This is a genomic window from Erythrobacter sp. SN6-5 (genome assembly GCF_057364945.1).
This window is the reverse complement of sequence record NZ_CP200282.1, coordinates 2,405,081-2,430,107: the sequence shown is the minus strand read 5'-3', so window position 1 is coordinate 2,430,107 and position 25,027 is coordinate 2,405,081. Positions and strand designations below refer to the sequence as shown.

Below are 25,027 nucleotides of genomic sequence, written 5' to 3'. Positions count from 1 at the left end.
GAGAAAAAATCATGAGCCACGGCATACAAATCGAAGAATCGCCGACCACTGACGGCGATGTCATCACCAATTACACGATCAATTTCGGGCCTCAGCACCCTGCGGCGCACGGCGTGCTGCGCATGATTATGGAGCTGGACGGCGAAGTGATCGAGCGGGTCGACCCGCATGTTGGCTTGCTCCACCGCGGCACCGAAAAGCTGATCGAGCATAAGACTTATCTGCAAGCGCTGCCGTATTTTGACCGCTTGGATTATTGCTCTCCGCTTTGCCAAGAGCACTCATACGTGCTGGCAATTGAGAAGCTGCTCAACATCGAAGTGCCAGAACGCGCGCAATATCTGCGGGTGATGTTTGCGGAGCTTACACGCATCTGCAACCACATGCTCAACATTGGCGCGCACGTGATGGATGTCGGCGCGATGACGCCGAACCTGTGGGTGTTTGAGCTGCGCGAGGATTGCCTCAACTTCTTCGAACGGGCATCGGGCGCGCGCATGCACTCTGCCTGGTTCCGCCCCGGCGGCGTACATCAGGATGTGCCTGAGAAATTGCTCGTCGATATGGGCAATTGGATCGACAATCGCCTGCCGGAATTGTTTGGCGACGCGATGAGCCTGGTGCTCGACAACCGCATCTTTAAACAGCGCAATGTCGATATCGCCGTGGTCAGCCGCGATGATGCGATTGCATGGGGCTTTTCCGGGCCGATGATCCGCGCCGCTGGCATCCCGTGGGACCTGCGCAAATCGCAGCCCTACGATGTCTATGACCGGATGGAGTTCGACATTCCTGTCGGTACCAATTCCGATTGTTATGACCGGTTTATGGTGCGCGTGAAAGAAGTCTATGAAAGCGCCAAGATCATCAAGCAATGCCTTGCCGAAATCCCCGAAGGGCCGATTGCGAGCCAGGACGGCAAGGTTTCCCCGCCAAAACGCGGTGAGATGAAACAATCGATGGAAAGCCTGATCCACCACTTTAAGCTCTACACTGAGGGCTTTCACGTGCCGGAGGGCGAGGTTTACGTCGCCACTGAAAGCCCGAAGGGCGAGTTTGGCGTCTATCTCGTCAGCGATGGCAGCAACAAGCCATACCGTTGCAAGATCCGCCCAACCGCGTTCAGCCACCTGCAAGCGATGGATATGATGAGCAAAGGCCACATGCTGCCCGACGCGACCGCCATTCTTGGCGCAATCGATGTGGTTTTCGGGGAGTGCGACCGGTGAGGCTGTTAGTTGCTTTTGTTGTCGGCATCTTTGCCGGTGTCCCAGCGTTTGCCGAAAGGCCAGAGCCTGTGGACAGCCCAATTGTAGAGGCCACTATTGCTGCGCTTCAAGCTAACAATATTGCTGAGCTTAAATGGTTGGTGTCAGCAGTGGAGCCAATGCAGTTTTTCACGAAGCAGTTTGGAGAAAGAGGCGAGGTTTTTTCTGCACTTTCAGGTTGCAAGGCCAAAGAGATCGAGCGCGACCGTTTCCGGGACTATGATTTTTATTTGTATGAGTGGAAATGCGGCAAAAAGAAATATCGAGGCAGGTTAGTCCCCGAAAAATCGGGAAGAACCGTCGTGATGGCCGACATCTTTTTTAAATCAGAATTTCAGGAACTTGAGCGCAAATTCACCTCGTTCTCGGTCCCGCCACCCCCCATCGCGCCGTTATCGGAATCAGGTCGAGCATGGCTGGCAGAGCGAAATACGAAGCAACATGACGAGCGGTTAAAGTTTGCCGATAGATTCGCAGAAGGGCTTGCAAGACAAGATCTGTCGGCTTTCGCACTGGGACATGGTGCCTACAGAGAGCTAACATTCGCCTTTTTTGATCCGCATTTGGAGCAACGATATGTCGAGAAAGTGTGGGATCTAGGTCGATCGAAAGAAGAGGCGGACGATGTGCTCAAACAAGCTGTTGGCTTTATTCATGCTGAACTCGGCCAACCCACCCATTGGTTTTGTAAAACGGAACCAACAGAGCGACTAGCCAATTGCACGTGGTATTATGAGGAGCCGGGAAAGCAGCTTGAGGCGCATATGAACATCAGAGACCCTGGAGCCAGTGATTGGGGGTATTTGATTTACTGGTTCCGCTATCAGACGCAGGAAAAGATGGTCGAAGCCAATAGGAGGGCAAAGACTAATGGCTGATCGTACACCCGCACCTGATACGCCGGAACTCCGCGCACGCTGGGGCTCTTTCGAATGGACGAAAGAGAACCGCAAAAAGGCGGACTACCATATCGCCAAATACCCGGATGGGCGGCAGAAATCGGCGGTAATGCCACTGCTCGATCTCGCTCAGCGTCAGGTTGGCGAGGAGACTGAGACGCAGGGTTGGTTGCCGCTGCCCGTGATCGAATATGTCGCGAAATATATCGATGTGCCGGTGATCCGCGTGCTTGAGGTCGCGACCTTCTATTTCATGTACAACATGAAGCCCGTCGGGAAATATCACGTACAGGTGTGCGGCACGACGCCGTGCATGCTGCGCGGGTCGGATAACATCATCTCCGCTTGTAAGAAGCGTGGGATGGAGTTCGGCAAGGTCTCCGAGGATGGCCTTTGGACCCTGACCGAGGTGGAATGCATGGGCAATTGCGCAACTGCCCCAATGGTCCAGATCAACGATGACAATTTCGAAGATCTGACACCAGAACGCCTCGACACGGTGCTGGATGCGCTGGCCAAGGGGGAGCAACCCAAGACCGGCACGCAGGAACCCGGCCGCCACACGTCAGAGCCGGCAAATGCGCTGAGCAACCTCACCGATATGGTCGATGCCAACCACGATTACCGGGGTGAGTGGTGATGGCAATCTGGATTGCTCTCGGCGTGGTCGCTTTGGCCCTTGGCGTAGTCGCGTTCGCGCTCGCCAATGGCAAAGACATGGACGACGAACAGTGAACGGCGCCACGCTCGTATACACAATTGCCGGCCTCGGCGGCTTTGGCGCGGGCGCGTATCTGTCTGCGACCGGCGAGCGGACGACTGGCATCATATTGATGGCCGCGGGCCTTGCATTTCAGATGCTGGCTTTGCGGCAGCTAAAGATGGCGAAAAAGAAGGATTTGACCGATGCTGGCTGATAAGGACCGCATCTTCACCAATGTCTATGGCTTCCAGGATTGGAGCCTGAAGGCGGCGCAGGCGCGCGGCGATTGGGACAACACTAAGGCGCTGATCCAGCGCGGCAATGATGCGATCATCGATGAGATGAAGGAATCGGGCCTGCGCGGACGGGGCGGGGCAGGCTTCCCAACCGGTCTCAAATGGTCGTTCATGCCGAAGGAAAGTAAAGACGGCCGTCCAAGCTTCCTCGTCATCAACGCCGACGAATCTGAGCCGGGCAGCTGCAAAGACCGCGAGATTATCCGCCACGATCCGCACAAGCTGATCGAAGGCGCATTGATCGCTGGCTTCGCCATGCGGGCCCGCGCGGCCTATATCTACATTCGCGGAGAGTACATTCGCGAGGCCGAGACCCTGCAAAAGGCAATCGACGAGGCCAATGACGCTGGACTGATCGGCAAGAATGCCAGCGGCTCTGGCTATGACTTTGACGTCTTCATGCACCGCGGCGCAGGCGCCTATATCTGCGGCGAAGAAACTGCGATGATTGAAAGTCTTGAAGGGAAGAAAGGGCAACCCCGGCTGAAGCCTCCTTTCCCAGCGGGCGCGGGCCTCTATGGCTGCCCCACCACGGTCAACAATGTTGAGAGTATCGCGGTCGTGCCGACGATCCTTCGGCGGGGGGCATCGTGGTTCAATTCCTTCGGGCGTGAGAACAATCACGGGACCAAGCTGTTCCAGATCAGCGGCCATGTAGAGCGCCCTTGCGTCGTCGAAGAAGAGATGAGCATCCCGTTTGAGGAGCTGATCGAGAAGCATTGCGGCGGCATTACCGGCGGTTGGGACAATCTGCTCGCGGTGATTCCGGGCGGTTCGTCTGTTCCTTTGGTGCCAGCAGAACAAATTCGCAGTGCGCCGATGGATTTTGACGGGCTGAAAGAACTTGGTTCAGGCCTGGGCACAGCGGCAGTCATTGTGATGGATAAATCCACCGACATCGTCCGCGCGATCTCGCGTCTCAGCTATTTCTACAAGCATGAGAGCTGCGGCCAATGCACGCCATGCCGCGAGGGCACTGGCTGGATGTGGCGCATGATGGAGCGGCTACGCACAGGCGATGCCGCGATTGAAGAAATCGATATGCTGCAAGAGGTGACCAAGCAGGTGGAAGGCCACACGATCTGCGCGCTTGGCGATGCGGCGGCCTGGCCGATCCAAGGCCTGATCCGTCACTTCCGCCCAGAGCTGGAAAAACGCATCCACGAGCACAACGCACAATTCGCGGAGGCGGCGGAGTGAGTCATTCACAGTCCAGCGTCATCCTGAACTCGTTTCAGGATAATAGCGTCTTTGTGCAGGTTATGCTGAAACAAGTTCAGCATGACGGGCTAGCGGTAGGGGGCGCGGAGTGAAGCCATTATCCATTTTACTAGCTGGCTTGTCCTCCATGAGCCTTACTGCATGCAGTTACGCTGAGGAATTTCAGAATCCCGGCCTCGCGCAATGCGAGGCGTTTGTTTTGGAGACACTGAAGAGTCCATCAAGCTATGAACGGATCTCTTTTGCAGTGGTGGATACGCCCGTCAGCAAAGAAATTCTCGCCGATGCAATGGGTGGCGGTTCGGTTTCTGAGGCGATTGCGGACATCGCTCCTAATCCCGGAATGAGGGGCATTGCACTCGATTTCGATTCTCAAAATAGCTTTGGTGCAACGGTCCGTGGGGGATCAGCGTGTTACTTCCCGCTTAGCGACATTGAAACAGGTGAAGCCGCATCAGATTGGGAACAATTATCGCGGATGTCTGCAAGCCGTTACTCTTTGTCTACGCTAACCGATGAGATCAATTTCGACGATGTTTGTTGTCTTGATCCCGGCTTCGATATTACGAGGATACATCGAGATGAGGCAGCTGAATAATGCCTAAGGTAACCGTAGACGGCGAAGAAATCGAAGTCCCCGAAGGCGCAACTGTCCTTCAGGCGGCAGAGCTTGCCGGTAAGGAAATTCCGCGTTTCTGCTATCACGAGCGCCTCAGCATTGCGGGTAATTGCCGCATGTGTCTGGTCGAAGTGAAGCCGGGGCCGCCGAAGCCTCAGGCGTCCTGCGCGCTCCCGACCAGCGAAGGTCAGGAAATCCGCACCGACACGCCAATGGTCAAAAAGGCGCGCGAAGGGGTGATGGAGTTTCTGCTCATCAACCACCCGCTCGATTGCCCGATTTGCGACCAAGGCGGCGAGTGCGACTTGCAAGACCAAGCCGTTGCATACGGACGCGGCGGCTCGCGTTACGAGCGTGAGAACAAGCGCGCTGTGACCGAGAAATATATGGGCCCGCTGATCAAGACGATCATGACCCGCTGCATTCACTGCACCCGCTGCGTGCGCTTCTCTGAAGAGATCGCAGGCGTAGATGAAATCGGCGCGCTGTACCGCGGCGAGGACATGCAGATCACAACCTATTTGGAACAGGCCGCCAGCCACGAGCTATCCGCGAATGTCATCGACCTGTGTCCGGTCGGCGCTCTGACGTCGCGCCCCTATGCGTTTGAGGCCCGTCCGTGGGAATTGAAACGCACGCTCAGCATTGATGTGTCGGACGCGATTGGCGCCAACATCTCGCTGCATTCGAAGGGCCGTGAAGTCATGCGGGCGCTGCCGCGCGTCAATGATGACGTCAACGAGGAATGGCTGTCGGACAAGGGCCGCTATCAGGTCGACGGTCTTACCAAGCGCCGCCTCGACAAGGTGTTTATGCGCAAACGCGGCAAGCTGGCCGAGGCAAGCTGGGACGAGGCGTTTAAGGCCATCGCAAAGCAGCTCAAGGGCGCACCGAGCAGCATCGCGGCCGTCGCAGGCGATATGGTCGATTGCGAAACCATGTTCGCAGCCAAGGCTCTGCTGAAAGCCAGCGGATCGGACCTAACCGAAGCTCGCCAGACCGGCATGACTTACGATGTGTCAAACATCGCAGCGGTCAATTTCAACTCCACTCTGGCTGGGATCGAGACCGCGGATTGCATCCTGATCGTGGGCAGCCATGTCCGCTGGGAAGCGGCTTTGCTTAACGCTCGCCTGCGCAAGGCGGTGAAGGGCGGGGCAAAGGTCTATGTGATCGGCCCGGAATGGGAAACCACCTATCCCGCGACCTTCCTGGGCAGCGATCTGTCTGTGCTGAACCGTATCCCCAAGGCTTTGGGCGACGCGATGAAGGCGGCAGAGCGCCCGGCGGTGATCCTGGGCGGCGCAGCTTTGGCGAAGGGGGCCTTGGGCCCAGCACTGAAACTGGTCGAGAAGTTCAAACTCGTCACGGGCGATTGGAACGGCTTTAACGTGCTGCACATGTCGGCGGCGCGCATGGGTTCTTTGATGCTCGATTTCACTGTGCCGGGCGGCATGGCGGATCTCGCGAAGGCGGCGCCTAAAGTGGTGCTGTCACTCGGCGCGGATGAGATGAACCACGAGCCGTTCGCGGACAGCCTCAAGGTCTATATCGGCCACCACGGCGACAAAGGCGCGCATATGGCGGACATCATTCTGCCCGCCGCGAGCTATGCTGAGAAGGACGGCACCTACGTCAACACAGAGGGCCGGGTGCAATTCGCCGAAAAGGCTGTGTTCGCGCCGGGTGATGCCCGCGAGGATTGGACGATCCTGCGTGCACTTGCAGATGCTCTGAAGGTGAATGTCGGGTTTGACAGCTTTGCGGAGCTGCAAGCCAAGATGATTGCGGAAGTGCCCGCGCTGGGCGAAGAAGGCCTGGCCGATTACGGCGCTCTTCCGAAAGCGGACAGCAAAGCCAAAGCAGAAGGCCTGATCGAGAGCTATCCGATTGCCGACTTCTACCTCACCAACCCCATCGCGCGGGCCAGCGACGTGATGCAGCAATGCTCTGCGGAACTGCTCCACGATGAAGATGTTCGGGAGGCGGCGGAATGATGGTCGTTCTAACAGTGCTTGCGGCTGTGGCCACTGCGGGCGGATTGGTCTTTGGCCTTGTCCGGTTATCTCTCTGGATGACAGAGAAGAAAATCGAGTCTGATGCCGAAGCATGGAAGGATAGCGGATACGGCAATCCCGATGGCTATGGATATGGGAACGATTATAGCTTCGGCGGCGACTCCGGTGGCGGCGATGGAGGGGGAGAGTAAATGACCGAATTCTTCCAATCTCTTGGCATGTCCTATGAGTGGGCATGGGGTGTTGCGACCGTTGCGGGCGTATTGCTCATATCGCTACCATTGATGCTGGCCGTGGCCATGGTGATCTATGTCGACCGCAAAGTGCTGGGCGCGATCATGCTGCGGCGCGGCCCCAATGTGGTTGGCCCATTTGGCTTGCTGCAAAGTTTTGCGGACGGCCTGAAAGTCTTCCTGCAGGAAACCATCATCCCCAGCGCGGCGAACAAGGGCATCTTCCTGCTCGCGCCGATCATCACCTTTACCGTGGCGCTGGCCGCGTGGGCGGTAATCCCGTTCGACGCAGGCGTGGTGCTGGCCGACATCAATGTCGGGCTGCTCTATGTCCTCGCGATCAGCTCACTGGGCGTTTACGGCGTCGTGATGAGCGGGTGGGCGAGCAACTCCAAATATCCGTTCTTCTCCGCGATGCGCGCCGCCGCGCAAATGATCTCTTACGAGGTCTCGATCGGCTTCGTGCTGGTCTGTGTCGTGCTCTATGCGGGCACGTTCAACATGACCGGCATTGTCGAGGCTCAGCGCGGGCACGGACTGGGCGTGATCAACGGCTTTTTCATCAACCCGCTGCTGTTCCCAATGTTTGTGGTGTTCTTCATCTCTGCCTTGGCAGAGACTGCGCGAGCGCCGTTTGACCTGACCGAAGCGGAATCGGAGCTGGTTGCAGGCTATCAGACCGAATACAGTTCAATGAGCTTCGCGCTGTTTTGGCTGGGTGAATATGCCAACATCCTGCTGATGTGCTCGTTGTGCACGCTGCTATTCATGGGCGGTTGGTTGCCGCCGATTGAATGGGCACCGCTGTATTATGTGCCGGGGATCGTGTGGTTCCTGCTGAAGACCTTCATGTTCTTCTTCATGTTCAGCTGGATCTGGGCGACCGTACCGCGTTACCGCTATGACCAGCTGATGCGTCTGGGCTGGAAGGTCTTCCTGCCGATGAGCCTGCTGTTTGTTGCGCTGATCTCAGGCTACCTTATGGCCACGGGACACTTTGTAAAATGACCTCAGTCACCCAACTCATCAAATCCTTCACCCTATGGGAATTTCTGAAAGCGCATGCGCTGACCTTGAAGTATTTCTTCAAGCCCAAGGTGACGATCAATTATCCGTTCGAAAAGAACCCGCTGAGCCCGCGTTTTCGCGGGGAGCACGCCTTGCGCCGTTATCCCAATGGCGAAGAGCGCTGCATCGCATGCAAGCTGTGCGAGGCCGTTTGCCCGGCGCAAGCGATCACGATTGAAAGCGAACCGCGTGACGACGGCAGCCGCCGCACCACGCGCTATGACATCGACATGACCAAATGCATCTACTGCGGCTTCTGCCAAGAAGCCTGCCCAGTGGATGCCGTGGTGGAGGGGCCAAACTTCGAATATGCGACCGAAACGCGCGAAGAACTACTCTATGACAAAGACAAATTGCTGGCCAACGGGGACAAGTGGGAGCGCGCAATCGCCGCAAACCTTGAAGCCGATGCGCCCTATCGCTAGGGGCCGCCCGGAAAGCCGATAACGCCATGATCCAGACCTTAGCCTTTTATCTCTTCGCCAGCCTAGTCGTGGCGAGCGCCGTCATGGTCATCATGGCGCGCAACCCGGTGCATTCTGTGCTGTGGCTCATCCTGGCATTCTTCAATGCGGCGGGCCTGATGGTGCTGGTCGGGGCGGAGTTTATCGCGGCGCTGCTGGTGATCGTTTATGTCGGCGCGGTCGCGGTGCTGTTCCTGTTCGTGGTCATGATGCTGGACATCGATATGGCCGCGATGCGCGCAGGCTTTATCCGCAATTTCCCATTCGGTCTGGCAATCGCTGCGATCCTGTTGGCGGAGCTGTTCCTGGGCATTGGTGCCTATCAAGCAGGCGGGCTGACGCTGGGCACACCAGATGGAACGGGCCAGGCGGCGATGGGCGCGAGCAATATCGAGGCCATCGGTACGTTGCTCTATGGCAAATATATCGTTCTGTTTGAGGTTGCCGGTATCATCCTGCTGGTCGCAATGATCGGCGCGATTGTACTGACCCACCGCGAGGCCAAGCCTGGCGCGCGCGGACGCCAGGACATCGGCAAGCAAATCAGCCGCCGCCCTGAAGAGGCGACAGTTATGAAGAACCCGAATACGGGCGAGGGGGTCGAGCTATGAGCGACTTAGGCGGAATTGGTATCGAGCATTTCCTCGTCGTCGGCGCGATCCTGTTCGTGCTGGGCGTGCTGGGGATCTTCCTCAATCGCAAAAACGTGATCGTGATCCTGATGTCAGTCGAGCTGATCCTGCTCGCAGTAAACATCAATTTGGTGGCGTTCAGCGCGTTCATGAACGATCTCACTGGCCAGGTCTTTGCCATGCTGGTGCTAACTGTAGCCGCTGCGGAGGCCGCAATTGGCCTTGCGATCCTGGTGATTTATTTCCGCAACCGCGGGACCATCGCGGTTGATGACGTCAATCGGATGAAGGGATAATCGGTCCATGCATTCGATACTGATCATTGTATTCCTGCCATTACTGGCAGCTATCATCGCTGGACTGGGCAACCGCATGCTCGGCAATGCCGCAGCAAAGTCGATCACCACTGGCGCGCTGTTCATTTCAGCCGCGCTTAGCTGGCCGATCTTCCTCGCCTTCCTCAGCGGCTCCGCAGAGGCTGAGGTTGTCCACGTGCTCGATTGGGTTCGTTCGGGCGATATGACGTTCGACTGGGCCCTGCGCGTCGATGCGCTGACCGCAGTGATGCTGGTCGTCATCAACACCGTATCCGCGCTCGTGCACCTCTACAGCTGGGGTTATATGGAGGAAGATCCGGATCAGCCGCGCTTCTTCGCCTATCTCTCGCTGTTCACCTTCGCGATGTTGATGCTGGTGACCGCCAACAACCTTGTCCAAATGTTCTTTGGCTGGGAAGGGGTGGGCCTGGCGAGTTACCTGCTGATCGGTTTCTGGTTTAAGAAACCAACCGCTGGTGCCGCTGCGATCAAAGCCTTTGTGGTGAACCGCGTCGGTGACCTTGGCTTTATGCTGGGTATCTTCGGCATTTATCTGGTGTTCCAAACCACATCGATTCCAGAGATTTTGGCCGCCGCGCCCGCGATGAGCGGATCGAGCATCGGCTTCCTCGGCATGCGGCTCTACACGATGGATATTATTGCGATCCTGCTATTTGTGGGTGCGATGGGTAAGTCGGCACAGCTGCTGCTGCACACCTGGTTGCCGGATGCTATGGAAGGGCCAACTCCCGTTTCCGCGCTGATCCACGCCGCAACCATGGTGACCGCTGGCGTGTTCATGTTGTGCCGCCTCTCGCCATTGTTCGAGACGGCTCCGACCGCGCTGATGATTGTGACCGTTGTGGGCGCAGCGACATGTTTCTTCGCGGCCACCATCGGTACGACACAGTGGGACATCAAGCGCGTTATTGCGTATTCGACCTGCTCTCAGCTCGGGTATATGTTCTTTGCTGCTGGCGTTGGCGCTTACAATGTCGCGATGTTCCACCTGTTCACACACGCGTTCTTTAAAGCGCTGTTGTTCCTGGGTGCGGGCAGCGTGATCCACGCAATGCATCACGAACAGGACATGCGCTATTATGGCGGTCTTCGGAAACACATTCCGATCACCTTCTGGGCAATGATGGCCGGTACGCTCGCGATCACTGGCCTTGGCGTCTATCACTTGGGTGTCGGCTTTGCCGACTTCTGGTCGAAAGACGCCGTGCTGGAGGTTGCCTTTGCGCGCGGTACAGAGGTTTCGGTCACTGCCTTCTGGCTTGGCGTTGTCGCAGCACTGCTGACGAGCTTTTATAGCTGGCGTCTGATGTTCCTTACCTTCTGGGGCAAACCGCGCTGGATTGAGAGCGAGCATATTCAGCATACCGTCCACAAGACACCTGCTGAGGCTGGCGAAGACACAACCGGCGGGTATCACCCGCATGAAAGCCCGATCACGATGCTGATCCCGCTTGGTCTTCTCACCATTGGCGCAGTTGCTGCTGGCCAGGCATTTGCGCCAAGCTTCCTCGACGATGCAGCGTTCTGGGCTGGCTCTATCTTCTACAATGAAAACCTGATGAGCGCGATGCACGCCGTTCCATATTGGGTGAAGTACTCAGCCTTGATCGTAATGATCATTGGCTTTGTCGGTGCCTACGTCGCTTATATCGCGAAGCCAGACATTCCGGCGAAGTTCGTCGCCGCGTTCCCGTGGCTCCACCGCTTCGTTTACAACAAGTGGTATTTCGACGAGCTCTATGACGCGATCTTCGTCAAGCCAGCGTTCTGGTTTGGCCGTCAATTCTGGAAACTGGGCGATATCGGCACAATCGATCGCTTTGGTCCAAATGGGGCCGCATGGGTGGTTGAGCGCAGCTCGGTCGCAGCCAAGACGATCCAGTCGGGCTATCTCTACACTTACGCATTGATCATGTTGCTGGGGCTGGTGGCCGCTGTGACATGGGTCTTGTTCTAAGGGGGGCATGGAATAATGGACGGCTTCCCAATTCTCTCGCTCATGATGCTTGTGCCATTGGCCGCAGGCATTGGATGCTTCTTCGTCGGCGCAAATGCGGCGCGCTGGCTCGCTCTGATTGGCACTTTGGTCACCTTCGCGCTCGGCGTGCTGCTGTGGGCCAATTACGAAATCGGCGGCCCGCAATGGCAGTTCGCGGAAAGCGCAGACCTGTTTGCAGGTTTCAAATACGCACTTGGGATCGACGGCATCGCCTTGATGCTGATCATGCTCAGTGTGTTCCTGATGCCGATCTGCATCATGGCCAGCTGGACCGCGATCCAGAAACGCGTCGGTGAATACATGGCCGCCTTCCTGTTTATGGAAGTGTTGATGATCGGCGTGTTTGCGGCGCAGGATCTGTTCCTGTTCTACATCTTCTTCGAAGCTGGCCTGATCCCGATGTATCTGATCATCGGCGTGTGGGGCGGCGATAACCGCATCTACGCTAGCTATAAGTTCTTCCTCTACACGCTGCTCGGCTCGGTTTTGATGCTGATCGCAATGTTCTGGATGGTGGCAGAGGCCGGCACGTCAGACATCCCGACGCTGATGCAATATGACTTCCCGGTTGGCGCGCAGACGTGGCTGTGGCTGGCGTTCTTCGCCAGCTTCGCGGTGAAGATGCCGATGTGGCCAGTGCACACCTGGCTACCCGATGCACACGTTCAGGCACCCACGGCGGGCTCCGTGATCCTTGCCGGTGTTTTGCTTAAACTGGGCGGCTATGGCTTCATCCGTTTCAGCCTGCCGATGTTCCCAGATGCCAGCGCTCAGCTTGCGTGGCTGGTGTTCGCCTTGTCGATGGTCGCGGTGGTTTACACCTCGCTCGTGGCGCTGGTGCAGCACGATATGAAGAAGCTGATTGCCTATTCATCGGTTGCCCACATGGCGATTGTGACAGTCGGTCTATTCGCCTTCAACATTCAGGGCCTCGAAGGCGCGATGATCGTGATGCTCAGCCACGGGCTGGTCTCCGGCGCATTGTTCCTGTGTGTTGGCGTGATCTACGACCGGCTACACACGCGAGAGATTGACCGTTACGGCGGGCTTTCGATCAACATGCCGTATTACGCGCTGTTCTTCCTGCTGTTCACTATGGCCAGCATTGGTCTGCCGGGCACGAGTGGCTTTGTGGGTGAGTTCCTCTCGCTTGCAGGCATTTATCAGGTGTCGACCTGGGTCGCGCTGATCTGCACCACGGGCATCATTCTGGGTGCGGGCTACATGCTGTATCTCTACCGCCGCGTGGCCTTTGGCGATCAGAAGAATGCAGACGCCGCCGCCATGCTCGACCTCGATAAGCGCGAGTGGGCCATGCTGGCACCAATCGCCGCCGTCGTGCTGTGGATGGGCGTTTATCCAGAGAGTTTCCTTGCGCCCATGCGCGCAGATATCGCGACGCTGGACGCACGGCTCGCTTCGGCTGCACCAGAGGGCGACAGCCAGCTTCAAGCCGGTCCGCCGCGTGAGGCCGCCGCCAATGCGGTGCCAGAACCAGAACATGGAGAGGGTGAGGGCGCCCACTGATGGACTACGCAACTTCCTTCGCGCTGATTGCGCCTGAATTGCTGCTGACGGCCTCTGGCCTGATCCTGTTGCTGGTTGCGGCCTTTGGCGGTGACAAGATGGCGCGGCCGATCGCTATCCTCGCGGCGGCCACTCTGTTTGGCGCTGGCTTCATGCTGGTACCTGGCCTCCACAGCGGGGTTATGGGCCTCGACACCTATGCCTTTGGCACTTTGATGCGGGCCGATGCCTTTGCCCTGTTTGCGAAGGCGATGATCTATCTCGCAGCCATCGGCTGTCTGATGATTGCGCCAGCCTATTTCGCGACCGCCAACAATGGCAATGAAAGCGGAATGCGCGCGGAATATCCGATCCTCGTGCTGTTCGCCGTACTCGGCATGAGCATTATGGTCTCGGCCAGTGATTTCATGACCCTGTACCTCGGTCTGGAGCTCAACAGTCTGGCCGCCTATGTCCTGGCATCGGTGCTGCGAAATGATGGTCGCTCGTCTGAGGCGGGCCTGAAGTACTTCGTGCTCGGCGCGCTGGCATCCGGCATCCTGCTGTACGGTATGAGCCTGCTCTATGGCTTCTCTGGCAGCACAGAATTTGGCGCGGTTCGCGCTGGTTTGTCTGGGGAGCTGGCAACAGGCGCTTTGTTCGGCCTCGTATTTGTGCTCGCTGGCCTTGCTTTTAAGATCGCCGCTGTCCCATTCCACATGTGGACCCCGGATGTGTATGAGGGCGCGCCAACGCCCGTCACTGCATTCTTCGCCACCGCGCCAAAGGTTGCCGCCGTGGCGCTGACCGCGCGGGTCACTTTGGAGGTGTTCGGCGAGCAATCCGACGCGTGGCGTCAGATCGTTATGTTTGTCGCTCTGGCGTCAATCATCGTCGGCGCATTGGGTGCGATCGGTCAGAACAATTTGAAACGTCTGCTAGCCTATTCTTCGATCAACAATGTTGGCTTTATCCTGCTGGGTCTCGCAGTGGCCAACGCCGCCGGGGCGAGCGCGATGATGGTCTACCTCCTCATCTATGTCGCCATGTCACTGGGCAGCTTTGTCGCCCTGCTGATGCTGCGCGGCGAAGACGGCACTTTGTACGAGACCTTTGACGATATCAAAGGCCTCAACAGCACCCAACCTGTCATCGCATGGTGCCTCGCAGCTCTGATGTTCAGTCTGGCTGGCATCCCGCCGCTGCTCGGTTTCTACGGCAAGTTCGTGATCTTTCAGGCCACCGTTGAGGCGGGCCTCGTCGCCTTTGGTGCAATCGCGATTGCCGCCAGCGTGATCGGCGCGTTCTACTACATCAAGTTCGTGAAGGTCATGTTCTTCGATGATGAAGTGGGACTGGTGAAGGGCAAGAGCGACCTGTCGCACTGGATTGTCCTGATCATCACCACTTTGATCATCTCGCCGCTTGGCTATCTGCTGACCCCGTCGATCACCGATCTGGCAAACAAGGCTGCCGAAGCTCTGTTTCTAGTCGGGTAACGCGGCAGAGGAAGCTCAGCAGCGACGCCCTTGACCAATATTGAAACCATTGCCGAGACCGGATCGACCAATGCCGATCTGCTCATGCGTTTGCAGCACGGCGAGGCTTTGTCCGAAGGTTACTGGCTAAGAGCCGAGCGTCAAACCGGCGGGCGAGGGCGGTTGGGGCGCAAATGGGAAAGTCCCAATGGCAATCTGTTTTGCAGCACCGTGGTGACCATCGGCGAGGGTGATCCTGCCCCGCACACGCTCAGCTTCGTCACTGCCTTGGCCGTGTTCGATACGCTGGAGCGCAGCCTGCTGCCGAATGCTCCCATCATCCTCAAATGGCCCAATGACGTGCTGGTGGATGGCGCAAAAATCTCTGGCGTTTTGCTCGAACGCAGCGGCGATACCATCGTCGTGGGCATCGGCATAAATGTCTGCCACGCGCCAGAAATGCCGGATCGCAAAACCACATCTATAGTTTATGAAAATGGCAAGCACGGCGGCAGTGCCGAGTTGGTGCTCTCCATTCTGGCAGAGAGCTTCGATGCGCGGTTGGCGCGCTGGCGCAACGCTGGCCTTTCCGCAACACTCGATGATTGGACTGGCCGCGCACACCCAATCGGTTCAAGGCTGTCGCTAACGCCTGGCGATGAAAGCCCGGTTACCGGCGAGTTCGCTGGCCTCGATAGTGAAGGCGCTTTGCTGCTACGTTTGGAGAATGGGGCGATGCGCACTATTCACGCAGGCGACGTCTCCATGATTGCTCAAGGATAACCGCCCATGTTGCTCGCCGCCGATGTCGGAAACACCAATGTCGTCTTTGCTCTGTTCGACGGGCAGGATGTGCGTGCACGCTGGCGCATCGCGACCGACCCGCGTCGAACCGGCGATGAATATGCAGTGTGGCTGCTCCAATTGCTGGAGATCGAAGGCGTTGCGCGCGAAGAGGTCACTCAAATCATCTTCGCCAGCGTCGTACCGCGCGCCGACCACAACCTCACCGTTCTGGCGCAGAAGTATTTCAAGATCACACCACTGTTCGCCTAGCAAGGGCGAAGCCGCTTGGCGTTTTGAGATCGATGTCGATCAGCCCAGTTCGCTCGGCGCAGACCGCGCGCTCAACATCGTCGCTGCGCATGCAAAATATGGCGGCGATTTGATCGTCATCGACTTTGGCACTGCGACCAAGTTTGAAGCGATCGATTTCAATGGCGCATACAAGGGCGGCTCAATCGCGCCGGGGATCAATCTGTCGCTTGATGCATTGGTTGGCAAAACGGCAAAGCTCCCCCGTATCGCGATCCGCGCGCCCGACAGCCGCAGCGTTATTGGCCGCAACACAGAGGACCAGATGCTGATCGGTGTGTTCTGGGGCTATGTCGCGATGATGGAGGGCATTGTTGAGCGTATGCGCGCAGAGATAGGCCGCCCAGCCAAAGTGGTCGCAACCGGCGGCCTCGCAATCCTGTTTGACGATGCGACTGACATCTTCGACTACGTCGATGCAGATCTAACCATTCAAGGCTTGGCGATCCTCGCCGAGCAAGCTGAGAGCTAATAGACCTTACGTGAAAAAGAACTTCACTCCTGAAGACGAACTGCTGTTTCTGGCTCTGGGCGGGTCCGGCGAAATTGGCATGAATGTCAACCTCTACGGCTGCAAAGGCAAGTGGCTGATGGTGGACCTAGGCATGACCTTTTCCGGCAATGAATATCCCGGTCTCGACCTGGTCTTCGCCGATCTTGAGTTTATCGAGGAACGTACCAAAGACCTGCTCGGCATTGTGCTGACCCACGCGCATGAGGACCATATTGGCGCGGTCCCCTATTTCGCCGGCGAGTTGGGCGTACCGCTCTATGCAACGCCGTTCACCGCCGATTTGGTGGCTCGCAAGTTGGAAGAAGCTGGGCTGACCGGTCAGGTTGAGCTCAACATTATCGAGGAAGACCACGGCCAAATCTCGCTCGGCCCGTTCGACATCACCTATGTCCCGCTGGCGCACTCGATTGCAGAGGGCAACGCCCTACTGATCGATACCCCACACGGACGAATATTTCACACCGGCGATTGGAAGCTCGACGAAGAGCCGATCATCGGTGAACCGACCACTGAGGAAGAGCTGAAAGCGATGGGCGATGAGGGCGTGCTCGCCCTGGTTTGCGATCTCGACCAATGTCTTCAATCCGAATCCCAGCGGCTCAGAGGGCGGCGTGTATCGCGGCCTGATGGAGGAGGTCGCGAAACACACTGGCAAGCGGGTGATGGTAACGACCTTCGCCTCAAACGTGGCGCGGCTCCAGACGTTGGGCGATGTCGCCCGCGAAACCGGTCGGCAATTGTGCGTCGCTGGGCGTTCGCTCGACCGCATTATCGAGGTCTCTCAGGACAATGGCTATCTTCAGGATTTCCCCGAGACGGTCGATTGGAACACGGCGATGAGCCTGCCGCGCGGCGAAGTCCTAATCCTGGCAACCGGCGGGCAGGGGGAGCCTCGCGCGGCCCTCTCTCGGGTAGCGGATGAGAACCACCCGATCTCGCTCACCAGCGGCGATGTCGTGCTATTTTCAAGCCGCCAGATACCCGGCAATGAGATCGCGATTGGCAAGGTACAAAACCAGCTCGCACGGCGCGGTATCACGATGGTGACCGACCGTCAGAGCGAGATCCACGTCTCTGGCCACCCTGGCAGGCCTGAACTGGAAGCGCTTTACAGTTGGATTCGTCCCGAAGTGCTGGTGCCCGTACACGGCGAAATGCGCCACATGATGGAGCAGGCGCGGGTCGGCAAAGACAATGGAATTCCGCACAACATCGTGCAGGCCAATGGCGACATCGTCCGCTTGGCTCCCGGCGAACCGGGTAAGCTCGCCGAGGTGCGCAATGGCCGCCTCGTTCTTGATGGGGATATCATCGCGCCCGCTGATGGCGATGCGATTGTCATGCGCTGCAGCGGCTCGCGCGTGAAGGTGTAATCTTCGTGGTTCTTGCGCCGAATGGTGAATCCGAGATTGAAGCACTCGGCCTGCCGCTAGACGAGGATATGCCGGACTTTATCGCCGAGGCGAAGGCCGACGTGATGAAAGCAGTGCGCAAACTCAAAGGCCGCGATATTGCTGAGATTTCAGAGGCTGCCCGGCTCGCAACGCGCCGCGCAGCGCAGCGCTGGTCTGGCAAACGCCCACAAGTGCGCATAATCCTGCCCGGATTGGACGGCAAAGGCGCGCGCTGATGCAGTGGGCTTCGATTGCTGCGATTTACTTGCTGTTCTGGGTGATGACAGCCTTCATGATGCTGCCATTTGGCATTCGCACACATGATGAGGTCGGCGAGGCCCGCATTCCTGGGCAGGCAGAAAGCGCACCGGCCAATTTCCGTCCCGGGAAACTGCTGATCCGGGCGACCATCATCTCCAGCGTTATGACGGTGCTATTCGTGCTCAACTACGAATATGGCTGGATCGGCCCAGACGATATGAACATCTTCCCAGAGCCGCCTGAGCAAACTCAGCGGTAAATCCGCTCCCACCCGCTGCTGACAGCTGAGATCAGTTGCGCAGCCGCTCAATCGCCTGAGCCAGCAAGACATAGAGCTTGCCCATGTCAGAGCCCAGCACGGTCACGCCCAGCGCATTGCCATCGCGCGTGGACAGCAGCGATCGCAGCATCGCCTCAAAGTCGTGGATGTACCGGCTGACATTGCCCCGGAACACGTCGTCTGACTGATACAGCTCTGCGATCTCGCGCGCTTCACCATTGTCGATGATCCGCACGGCGCGGCGCGTGAATATCCCGCGATCCCCTTTCAGATAGGCCTCCCAAGCGGTGTCGGTCACATCGGTGGATAGCGCCGTTGTGATATCAATCGCATTGGAATTGAGGCTGTCTGTGATGAGAGCCATGCGGCGCGAGAAATCATTGTTGGCCTGTTCCTCGGCCAGCTCGCGGGCGCGCGTCACGCGCTGTTCAAGATTGCCGGTCAGCTCGTTCACCTTTGACAGCTGATCACGCAATTGCACCGCAGCTTCGCGGCTCGGCTGCTAGAGGCCTGCGCTGCGGTCTCTTCCAACCGGCCAACCGCCTCCATGCTCTCGCTGCGCAGCGTATTCTCCAATGTCGCGACAGCTTCAGCGCCCATGTTCTGAGCCAGCGCGCCAATCCGATCGCGCGCGCCGTCTTCGATGGTGGCGAAGGCAGAGTGCGTTGCCACCTCGAGCGAGATAATAGCCTCTCGTAGCTGCTGCTGTGTCTCACCAGACAGCGCATTGCTCTCATCCGAAAGTTTCGCCAATCCGCCGCGAAGACCTTGGAGTTTCGCGATAGTATCCTCTGTCTGCTCACCCAGCTTGATATGAAGCGCCTCAATCGAGCTGTCAGTTTCGCTTATGTGCGCCTGCGCTGTTTCCAGATGGCAGGCGAGGGCATCGCCATGCTGGGTCGTCTCGCCCATGCTCTTGCTCAGCATGAAGGTGCGGTTTTCAACCTCAGACAATTGCTCAGATGACGCTTCAACCGCTTGCGCAAAGTCTTCGCGCGCTTGCTTCGCACCCGATTGGATGATTTCAAGCAGGCGTATGCCCCCTTCCGTCAGAGAAACGATTTGTTGCTCTGTTTCAGCCAGCTCAGTGCGATTGCCCGCCAATTGCTCACCCAACGTCGCTAGCCCGGCGTCCACGCTGGCACGCGCACTGTCGCCTTGCTCAGTGATATTCACAAACAGGCTACTAAGTTGGTCGAGCTTTTCGGCCATATCCTGACCGTGGCTTACCAGTTTCTCCGCCTCGGCGATCTGAGCCTCACGCCGTTCAGACAGGGTCTCGTCGAGCTCCGCCAAACGCTGCGCCAACACTTCGGTTGCCTGCGCTTCACGCGTGTCAAAATCGTCCTGACGCTTGGCCATGTTTTCGGCAAAGGATAGATCGCGTTGAGCGAGAGTTTGTTCAAACCGGCTTGCCTCGGCATTCAAACCTGTGAACCGCTCGGTCGCGGCGCGTGCGGCCTTGGCATCGAGTTCTTCCAGGTTCTGGACGACCTCGGTGATTTCATCGCGCAATTGGTCTTTCGATTTGCGCAGGGCATCCAGTGATTCCGCTTCTGCTTCGCGCAGGCTGGCGGCCAATGCCTCACCTTCACCGCGTAGCAGCGCAATCCGGGCCTTCAGCGTCGTCAGCGACTTCTCTTCTTGCTCGGCAAAGTCGCCGTCCAACTCAGACAAGCCTTCGCGCAGGTGATCCGCCCGTTGACGCATGGCCGCAAGCGCGCCCACTTCGCGGTTGTCGAGCTCGGTGCGATAGGCATCGGTCTTCTCATTGAGAACGGCAAAGCGCGCGGCGGTCTGCTCTTCGATCTGCGCCATTTGCGCCTCGAACCCGGTCAAAGTCTCATCAACCTTGTCGCTCAGCGCTTTGACCTGCTGTTCACTGGCCTTGCCAAAGTCGTTGAGGCGATCAAATCCGGCAATCAACTTTTCCAACTGGTCGCTCGCGGTACGCCCAGCGTTCCCAACCTGGTTGGAGACATCTCGCGCCGATGTCGCGATAACCGGCAAATCGTCGCGCAGGCGGCTCATATTGGCGAGCGCTGTGTCGCTTGCATTACCAATCCGGTCGACTTGCTTGCCATTCTTCTGGATCAGCGTTTGCAGCTCATCTGCGTGAGTAGATATCCGTTCGCTGGCAATTCGGCCCAGCGAGATCCAGCTCACGCGACTGGCTTCCCAAAAATTCGCGTGCGAGGCTCAGCTCGCGGTTTACCACACCAAGACGGGTTTCAAGCTCAGCAGATTCGGCGGAAAGCATCGCAGCCGTATCGGCAAACCGGCGTGCTTCCCGGCTCGAATTGCGCATTGCCACCAGCCATGCAATCCCGATCAATAGAACCGGCACAGACCAATCAATGATCCACTTGGTCCATTGCTGCGGCGTGCTAGAAACGTTAAGAAGTTCGCCGCGCAAAGCCCAGATATAAAATCCGGTCCATGTCGCAATAGCCGCGATCGCCAGGGTCGGCACGAGCCAGCCAAAACGCGGGCGGGGCGGGGCATATTCCTCTTCCTCCAGCAAATATTCTTCGCTGAAGTCGTCCGATAAATCGGCCCTATCCTCGGCTTCGAGGTTGGTCTCCAGCTCTTCGCCTTCGACGGTTTGCTTAAGCGCGTCCTGCGCGGCTTCGGACCCTACGGCCCGGATATGTGGTTCGCCAGACATGCATGGTTAAATACCACACAACCACAAAGGATAAACCCCGCATTAACTCTCTCACGATAAAGCGAGGCATATGGCGTATGAAAATGGTGCTCTTGATGCAACACTAGCGGCCGCAGCCGGTGATGATCCGGCTTTGCGGGGTGAACTGCGTAAAGCTCTGATTGAGAGCGCCCATCGGCAGCTTGACCTGCTAAAACGCTCTCGCTGCGACGGCAATTGGCACGTTGCCGCCATGCGCCTCAAAGGATTGGCCGCCAGCTTTCACGCAGAAGAGCTGCTGAATGCAGCAGAAGATGCTTTGGTAAGCGCCCCCGGTGAACCCGCCGCGATCCGCGCGATTGAAGACGTTCTGGCGCAGGTTTCCGGACAACAGCGCTAAAAGATTATCGGTAAAAGCGCGATGCCGCCGCTTGGCATAGCGCGCCCAATGGCATTACCCCCGGAAGGCATTCGGAGGTGATTAGTCGTGCGTACCGCCTTATTAGCCGCGCTGAAACGCACAGAGACGGGCGACATTCGTGCGTTCCTTCCGCTTGCTGGCCGCAGCTTGCTGGCATGGCAATTTGATCTTGTCAGAGCGCTTGGGTGTGAACGGGTAATCTGCCTGTGTGATGCGCCAGGGACTGAAATTCTCAATATTCAGCACGAGGCAGAGACCGCCGGGGTACAATTCCACGCGATTAAAGGCCCTTTGCAACTGGTTGGACTGATAACAGCGGATCAGGACCTGGTGATGATACTGGATGGCCTCGTGATGGAGCCAAAAGCTGCGGCATCGCTCAATCAGCAAGGTCGCATGATCGCGACCATTCCCGCTAGCAGCAGTTTAGCCCAAGAGCATGCCGGTGACTTTGAACGGATTGACGCGGAACGTGCCTGGGCCGGGCTGGCGATTGTGCCCGGCAGATTGGCGGAAAAGCTCGCTGATCTGCCCGGTGATGGCGAAACGATGTCGATGTTGCTGCGATTGGCGCTGCAAGCAGGCGAAAAGAGCGTTTCTGTGGATGCAGAGAGCCTGAATGGCGGCGGATTACTGCTCGCAACTGATGCGGAGGGGCTGCAGAAGCGTCAGGTCGCTCTCATTGAGCGCAGTGCGCAAAGCGTGCCATGGACGGGCCCGTCGCAAGCTGCAGCAGCGTTGCTCGCCGCAAAAACTGCACCCGCCGGATTGGAGCGCGGGCCGACAATTTCCGCCACCATCGGGATCGCAAGCATGGTCACCATGGTTGGGACAACTTGGCTTGATCATTCCGTGGGCGGTTTGTTCGCTGGAGCATTCGGAGCCTTGGCCTTGGCCTTCTCTGATGCGGGAACGCGGCTCAAATCGGCGCTCTATGGGTATGTTGAAGGCGCCAAACAATCGCGTTTTATAAGTGGTTTGCGCGATATTCTTATCGCTTTCGCGCTGTGCCTTGGCATGTATGGCGGGATGGAGACCGCTGGCTCAACACTCGTTTTGCCCCTGCTGGCGATAGGCCTGCTCCACCTCGCATCAGCCACTCAAGGCGCCCATTGGCGCCCTTTTTGGAGCGACCGGGCGCTCCAGCTCGCAGTCCTCGGGACATGTGCCATTTTCGGACAGCTGACAGCGGGGATTGCCGTTCTTGCGCTAGGCGCTTTAGCGCATGCTTTGCTGCGTCTTCAGAAAGCTGAAACGACGCGCGAGTAACACTGCATGCTGAGAGGCGGGCAACGGGGGCAAAGCCACGATGGAAAGATCCGCGCACACCGCGATCGAAACCATCCTGAGGGATGAATTGGCGCGTGGTGACACCGCATTGAGCGGCGTCACGCCCGTTCTTGCGCATATGCTTTCTGGATCTGGCGGATCATTGGTTAGTGAAGCTATCGTTGCGAAATTGCGCGGTATGCTAAGCCACATGGCAAGCCAATTGCTCAGCTCCAAGACGCCAGATTTCGACCCGAACGAGGCAGATGATCTCTCCGCTGCACTCGCCAGCGACAGCGCGATTTTGAGCCATTGCTATGCGTCGGCGATGGAAGGCCATTTGGCCGAGCGATTGGAACGCAAAGTCGCTTTGGATCAGGTCCTTACCCCCTTGACGCAAGAATTGATCGCATCCGAAAGCAGCGACGTTGCCGAGCTCGCGATGGCGGCCATGGCGGCGCAGTCACGCTTTGTACAATATCAAAAGCGGATGCACTTGCCCCTGACGGAGCTGCCTGCAGAGCTATTTCAGAGCCTACTGCACAATTGGGCAAAGGCACCAGAGAACACCGTGAGCAAGGCTGAAATCGCCGCAACACGTGCTGGAACGGATCAGCTAAAGGCAGCCTATGACGAAGGCGCGACGCGGGTTGGGCTGCTCTCACGCTTGGTCTCGGCCATGCGGGGCGGGGCGAGGGCATCACTGGAGCTCGAACATGCGGGATTTGCCCTGTTCGCAACCGCCTTGGGCACGCTCACGCGCCAAGCACGCGAACTGGCGGTACTGTCTTGTCATGAACGTCAATCCGCTCGCCTCGCGCTGGGACTGCGCGCGGCAGGCATGATTGAGCGGGAAATTGAGCGTCAATTTGCTCTACTGCATCCTGACCAGCAATTGCCCGGCGGATTCGATGATTTGCTCCCCGATCGCGCGCAAACCCTGCTAGGGCATGGGGCAATACGCGCTGATTCAAGCGCAGTGATGAGCGGAACGACCTAAACGGACGATGAGTAGCAGCGACACCTTGTTGGCCGCGCGGGGCCTGACCGATGGTCAAGATCGGTTGCTGTCGGCTGATGAGCCGCTGGCGGACCTGCACGCCCGCTGCGGTGGCGCTTTGCCGGGCGTGCTGGCTGTTCCAGAGTTGCTGGAGTTGGTGCGTCAGGGCCGGACATTTGGCCTACGCCTGGCGCGCGAATTCAACGCCTTTGACGGCGAAGACATGGTCTCTGGCTTTGTCCGGATCCATCCACTGGCTGGCGATGCTGGCGGTGGGTGCGAAATCCTGATCGAGAACTGGCACCGGCGAGAGGCACGTCCTGACAGCGAAGCAAAGCTGGCCAAGCGGCTTGATGCCATCGACCGCGCTACCGCAGAGATCACGGCGCGGCTTGATCGCAAGCAGAATGTCCAATTGCTGAGTGCGGCCGCGAGTGATGCCGGGGAACTGGAGAACACGGTCAGCAGTGATCCCGGTAAAAACTGGACGGACTATATCGCGTTGGAAGGCGTGGCGCACCATCAACCGCTACACTGGCGCCTACTGGACGGAGCAGCATGCACTGTTCCCGGGTCTCAGCGCCATTGGCGTGCGCGCCTGATCCCGCTTGGCCCAGCAGCAGAGGCTCCGCGTGGGTTTGAGCTGCTGCTGACCTCTGATGAGCCGCTGGTCACCGAAGTTGTCGCCGCAGGCGGCGGAAAAACGCGCGAGGACGCACATATGGAGCTGATCGGCAGTGCGCTGACCCCTGCTTTGCGTCAGCCGATCGCGCGGGTGATCGCCAATGCGGAGACGATCAGATCCAAGCTCGTCGGCCCATTGCGCGATGAATATGCCGAATACGCCGGCAATGTCGCTTCAGCTGGCAAGCACCTCAACGCGATGCTGGAAGATCTCGCCGACCTGCAAGTGGTCGAAAGCGAGGGTTTCAAGGTTGCGCGCGAGAAGGTCGATCTGGTCGATGCGGCACGGCGCGCAGCCGGCATACTCGGCGTGAAGGCGCAGGCACGCAACATCACGCTGGCCTTGCCTGGCGAAGGCTCCAAACTGGTCGTCATTGGCGAGTTTCGCCGTGTGCTTCAGGTTCTGATCAACCTGATAGGCAATGCGATCATTTATTCACCCGACAGCAGTACGATTACAGTCAGTGTCGATGATAATGACAAGCAACCGGACCACGCCAGCGTCACGGTGGCCGATCAGGGTCCCGGTGTCGCAGCAGCGCAAACAACGCAGGTTTTTGATAAATTTGAACGACTTGGCCGGGAGAATGATGGTGGTTCGGGCCTCGGTCTCTACATCTCACGGCGTCTGGCGCTGGCAATGGACGGTGATTTGTCGCTGGAAAGCCAAGCGGGTGAGGGCGCACGCTTCACGTTGAGCTTGCCGAAGTCAAAATAGAG

24 protein-coding genes and 2 pseudogenes are annotated in these 25,027 nt (G+C 58.0%); 23 read left to right on the top strand and 3 right to left on the bottom strand.

The features are described 5' to 3' along the window. Nucleotides 1-11: 11 nt before the first annotated feature. The 19 genes and pseudogenes from AC0V6Z_RS12120 (at nucleotide 12) to AC0V6Z_RS12030 (ending at nucleotide 18,265) form a co-directional block, all read left to right on the top strand. Nucleotides 12-1,229 (top strand): NADH-quinone oxidoreductase subunit D, encoded by a 1,218-nt coding sequence (locus AC0V6Z_RS12120; protein ID WP_472638726.1) that lies wholly within the window; start codon nucleotides 12-14, stop codon nucleotides 1,227-1,229. Continuing rightward, entirely contained in the window at nucleotides 1,226-2,146 is a 921-nt protein-coding gene (locus AC0V6Z_RS12115; RefSeq protein WP_472638725.1) for a hypothetical protein, read from the top strand. The genes AC0V6Z_RS12120 and AC0V6Z_RS12115 overlap by 4 nt, the downstream gene beginning before the upstream one ends. Next, nucleotides 2,139-2,807, top strand: coding sequence for a complex I 24 kDa subunit family protein (locus AC0V6Z_RS12110; protein ID WP_472638724.1), 669 nt, complete (start codon nucleotides 2,139-2,141; stop codon nucleotides 2,805-2,807). Before AC0V6Z_RS12115 ends, AC0V6Z_RS12110 begins: the two co-directional genes overlap by 8 nt. Nucleotides 2,808-2,898: 91 nt before the next feature. Continuing rightward, nucleotides 2,899-3,084, top strand: coding sequence for a hypothetical protein (locus AC0V6Z_RS12105; RefSeq protein ID WP_472638723.1), 186 nt, complete (start codon nucleotides 2,899-2,901; stop codon nucleotides 3,082-3,084). Beyond that, nucleotides 3,074-4,366 (top strand): NADH-quinone oxidoreductase subunit NuoF, encoded by a 1,293-nt coding sequence (nuoF, locus tag AC0V6Z_RS12100; RefSeq protein WP_472638722.1) that lies wholly within the window; start codon nucleotides 3,074-3,076, stop codon nucleotides 4,364-4,366. Before AC0V6Z_RS12105 ends, nuoF begins: the two co-directional genes overlap by 11 nt. A gap of 148 nt (nucleotides 4,367-4,514) precedes the next feature. Beyond that, nucleotides 4,515-4,985, top strand: coding sequence for a hypothetical protein (locus tag AC0V6Z_RS12095; protein WP_472638721.1), 471 nt, complete (start codon nucleotides 4,515-4,517; stop codon nucleotides 4,983-4,985). Continuing rightward, nucleotides 4,985-7,003: an NADH-quinone oxidoreductase subunit NuoG gene (gene nuoG / locus AC0V6Z_RS12090; protein WP_472638720.1), complete on the top strand. Its 2,019-nt coding sequence runs from the start codon at nucleotides 4,985-4,987 to the stop codon at nucleotides 7,001-7,003. Before AC0V6Z_RS12095 ends, nuoG begins: the two co-directional genes overlap by 1 nt. Then, entirely contained in the window at nucleotides 7,000-7,215 is a 216-nt protein-coding gene (locus AC0V6Z_RS12085) for a hypothetical protein (RefSeq protein ID WP_472638719.1), read from the top strand. The genes nuoG and AC0V6Z_RS12085 overlap by 4 nt, the downstream gene beginning before the upstream one ends. Beyond that, the gene (gene nuoH / locus AC0V6Z_RS12080; protein WP_472638718.1) at nucleotides 7,216-8,265 is read left to right on the top strand and encodes an NADH-quinone oxidoreductase subunit NuoH; all 1,050 of its coding nucleotides are present in this window, start codon (nucleotides 7,216-7,218) and stop codon (nucleotides 8,263-8,265) included. After that, entirely contained in the window at nucleotides 8,262-8,750 is a 489-nt protein-coding gene (gene nuoI, locus AC0V6Z_RS12075; protein ID WP_472638717.1) for an NADH-quinone oxidoreductase subunit NuoI, read from the top strand. Before nuoH ends, nuoI begins: the two co-directional genes overlap by 4 nt. Before the next feature lie 26 nt (nucleotides 8,751-8,776). Then, complete coding sequence (locus tag AC0V6Z_RS12070; RefSeq protein ID WP_472638716.1) at nucleotides 8,777-9,400, top strand: NADH-quinone oxidoreductase subunit J; 624 nt, start codon at nucleotides 8,777-8,779, stop codon at nucleotides 9,398-9,400. Then, a complete protein-coding gene (nuoK, locus tag AC0V6Z_RS12065; RefSeq protein WP_472638715.1) occupies nucleotides 9,397-9,717 on the top strand; it encodes an NADH-quinone oxidoreductase subunit NuoK in 321 nt (106 codons plus the stop codon). Before AC0V6Z_RS12070 ends, nuoK begins: the two co-directional genes overlap by 4 nt. Before the next feature lie 7 nt (nucleotides 9,718-9,724). Beyond that, the gene (gene nuoL / locus AC0V6Z_RS12060) at nucleotides 9,725-11,716 is read left to right on the top strand and encodes an NADH-quinone oxidoreductase subunit L (RefSeq protein WP_472638714.1); all 1,992 of its coding nucleotides are present in this window, start codon (nucleotides 9,725-9,727) and stop codon (nucleotides 11,714-11,716) included. A gap of 15 nt (nucleotides 11,717-11,731) precedes the next feature. Beyond that, entirely contained in the window at nucleotides 11,732-13,285 is a 1,554-nt protein-coding gene (locus AC0V6Z_RS12055; protein ID WP_472638713.1) for an NADH-quinone oxidoreductase subunit M, read from the top strand. Then, complete coding sequence (gene nuoN, locus AC0V6Z_RS12050) at nucleotides 13,285-14,763, top strand: NADH-quinone oxidoreductase subunit NuoN (RefSeq protein WP_472638712.1); 1,479 nt, start codon at nucleotides 13,285-13,287, stop codon at nucleotides 14,761-14,763. The genes AC0V6Z_RS12055 and nuoN overlap by 1 nt, the downstream gene beginning before the upstream one ends. Before the next feature lie 30 nt (nucleotides 14,764-14,793). Continuing rightward, a complete protein-coding gene (locus tag AC0V6Z_RS12045; protein WP_472638711.1) occupies nucleotides 14,794-15,525 on the top strand; it encodes a biotin--[acetyl-CoA-carboxylase] ligase in 732 nt (243 codons plus the stop codon). A 6-nt stretch (nucleotides 15,526-15,531) separates the two neighbouring features. Continuing rightward, a pseudogene (locus tag AC0V6Z_RS12040) lies at nucleotides 15,532-16,309 on the top strand (type III pantothenate kinase). 10 nt (nucleotides 16,310-16,319) lie between these two features. Then, nucleotides 16,320-17,981: pseudogene (locus AC0V6Z_RS12035) on the top strand (ribonuclease J). After that, nucleotides 17,981-18,265, top strand: coding sequence for a DUF1467 family protein (locus AC0V6Z_RS12030; protein WP_472638710.1), 285 nt, complete (start codon nucleotides 17,981-17,983; stop codon nucleotides 18,263-18,265). The pseudogene AC0V6Z_RS12035 and the gene AC0V6Z_RS12030 overlap by 1 nt, the downstream one beginning before the upstream one ends. Before the next feature lie 31 nt (nucleotides 18,266-18,296). Here AC0V6Z_RS12030 and AC0V6Z_RS12025 read toward each other — a convergent pair whose 3' ends face one another. Genes AC0V6Z_RS12025 through AC0V6Z_RS12015 form a run of 3 tightly spaced genes read right to left on the bottom strand, consistent with a single transcriptional unit; the run spans nucleotide 18,297 to nucleotide 20,954 of the window. Continuing rightward, nucleotides 18,297-18,761 carry a hypothetical protein gene (locus AC0V6Z_RS12025; RefSeq protein ID WP_472638709.1) on the bottom strand — a complete coding sequence of 155 codons (465 nt, stop codon included), beginning with the start codon at nucleotides 18,759-18,761 and terminating at the stop codon, nucleotides 18,297-18,299. Beyond that, on the bottom strand, nucleotides 18,737-20,452 hold the full coding sequence (locus tag AC0V6Z_RS12020; RefSeq protein ID WP_472638708.1) for a coiled-coil domain-containing protein: 1,716 nt from the start codon (nucleotides 20,450-20,452) through the stop codon (nucleotides 18,737-18,739). Before AC0V6Z_RS12020 ends, AC0V6Z_RS12025 begins: the two co-directional genes overlap by 25 nt. Beyond that, complete coding sequence (locus tag AC0V6Z_RS12015) at nucleotides 20,394-20,954, bottom strand: hypothetical protein (protein ID WP_472638707.1); 561 nt, start codon at nucleotides 20,952-20,954, stop codon at nucleotides 20,394-20,396. The genes AC0V6Z_RS12020 and AC0V6Z_RS12015 overlap by 59 nt, the downstream gene beginning before the upstream one ends. Before the next feature lie 70 nt (nucleotides 20,955-21,024). On the opposite strand from AC0V6Z_RS12015, the gene AC0V6Z_RS12010 reads away from it, so the two are divergent. The 4 genes from AC0V6Z_RS12010 to AC0V6Z_RS11995 all read left to right on the top strand — a co-directional run bounded on the left by AC0V6Z_RS12010 (nucleotide 21,025) and on the right by AC0V6Z_RS11995 (nucleotide 25,025). Further along, nucleotides 21,025-21,333 carry an Hpt domain-containing protein gene (locus tag AC0V6Z_RS12010; protein WP_472638706.1) on the top strand — a complete coding sequence of 103 codons (309 nt, stop codon included), beginning with the start codon at nucleotides 21,025-21,027 and terminating at the stop codon, nucleotides 21,331-21,333. 87 nt (nucleotides 21,334-21,420) lie between these two features. Continuing rightward, a complete protein-coding gene (locus AC0V6Z_RS12005) occupies nucleotides 21,421-22,623 on the top strand; it encodes a hypothetical protein (protein WP_472638705.1) in 1,203 nt (400 codons plus the stop codon). A 40-nt stretch (nucleotides 22,624-22,663) separates the two neighbouring features. Beyond that, complete coding sequence (locus AC0V6Z_RS12000; RefSeq protein WP_472638704.1) at nucleotides 22,664-23,623, top strand: hypothetical protein; 960 nt, start codon at nucleotides 22,664-22,666, stop codon at nucleotides 23,621-23,623. 7 nt (nucleotides 23,624-23,630) lie between these two features. After that, nucleotides 23,631-25,025: a sensor histidine kinase gene (locus tag AC0V6Z_RS11995; protein ID WP_472638703.1), complete on the top strand. Its 1,395-nt coding sequence runs from the start codon at nucleotides 23,631-23,633 to the stop codon at nucleotides 25,023-25,025. Nucleotides 25,026-25,027 lie beyond the last annotated feature (2 nt).

Coding starts and splice junctions, on each gene's coding strand:
- AC0V6Z_RS12120 (WP_472638726.1), top strand. CDS start 12: ATGAGCCACGGCATACAAATCGAAGAATCGCCGACCACTGACGGCGAT.
- AC0V6Z_RS12110 (WP_472638724.1), top strand. CDS start 2,139: ATGGCTGATCGTACACCCGCACCTGATACGCCGGAACTCCGCGCACGC.
- nuoF (WP_472638722.1), top strand. CDS start 3,074: ATGCTGGCTGATAAGGACCGCATCTTCACCAATGTCTATGGCTTCCAG.
- AC0V6Z_RS12095 (WP_472638721.1), top strand. CDS start 4,515: ATGAGCCTTACTGCATGCAGTTACGCTGAGGAATTTCAGAATCCCGGC.
- nuoG (WP_472638720.1), top strand. CDS start 4,985: ATGCCTAAGGTAACCGTAGACGGCGAAGAAATCGAAGTCCCCGAAGGC.
- AC0V6Z_RS12085 (WP_472638719.1), top strand. CDS start 7,000: ATGATGGTCGTTCTAACAGTGCTTGCGGCTGTGGCCACTGCGGGCGGA.
- nuoH (WP_472638718.1), top strand. CDS start 7,216: ATGACCGAATTCTTCCAATCTCTTGGCATGTCCTATGAGTGGGCATGG.
- nuoI (WP_472638717.1), top strand. CDS start 8,262: ATGACCTCAGTCACCCAACTCATCAAATCCTTCACCCTATGGGAATTT.
- AC0V6Z_RS12070 (WP_472638716.1), top strand. CDS start 8,777: ATGATCCAGACCTTAGCCTTTTATCTCTTCGCCAGCCTAGTCGTGGCG.
- nuoK (WP_472638715.1), top strand. CDS start 9,397: ATGAGCGACTTAGGCGGAATTGGTATCGAGCATTTCCTCGTCGTCGGC.
- nuoL (WP_472638714.1), top strand. CDS start 9,725: ATGCATTCGATACTGATCATTGTATTCCTGCCATTACTGGCAGCTATC.
- AC0V6Z_RS12055 (WP_472638713.1), top strand. CDS start 11,732: ATGGACGGCTTCCCAATTCTCTCGCTCATGATGCTTGTGCCATTGGCC.
- nuoN (WP_472638712.1), top strand. CDS start 13,285: ATGGACTACGCAACTTCCTTCGCGCTGATTGCGCCTGAATTGCTGCTG.
- AC0V6Z_RS12030 (WP_472638710.1), top strand. CDS start 17,981: ATGCAGTGGGCTTCGATTGCTGCGATTTACTTGCTGTTCTGGGTGATG.
- AC0V6Z_RS12015 (WP_472638707.1), bottom strand. CDS start 20,954: ATGTCTGGCGAACCACATATCCGGGCCGTAGGGTCCGAAGCCGCGCAG.
- AC0V6Z_RS12010 (WP_472638706.1), top strand. CDS start 21,025: ATGGCGTATGAAAATGGTGCTCTTGATGCAACACTAGCGGCCGCAGCC.
- AC0V6Z_RS12000 (WP_472638704.1), top strand. CDS start 22,664: ATGGAAAGATCCGCGCACACCGCGATCGAAACCATCCTGAGGGATGAA.
- AC0V6Z_RS11995 (WP_472638703.1), top strand. CDS start 23,631: ATGAGTAGCAGCGACACCTTGTTGGCCGCGCGGGGCCTGACCGATGGT.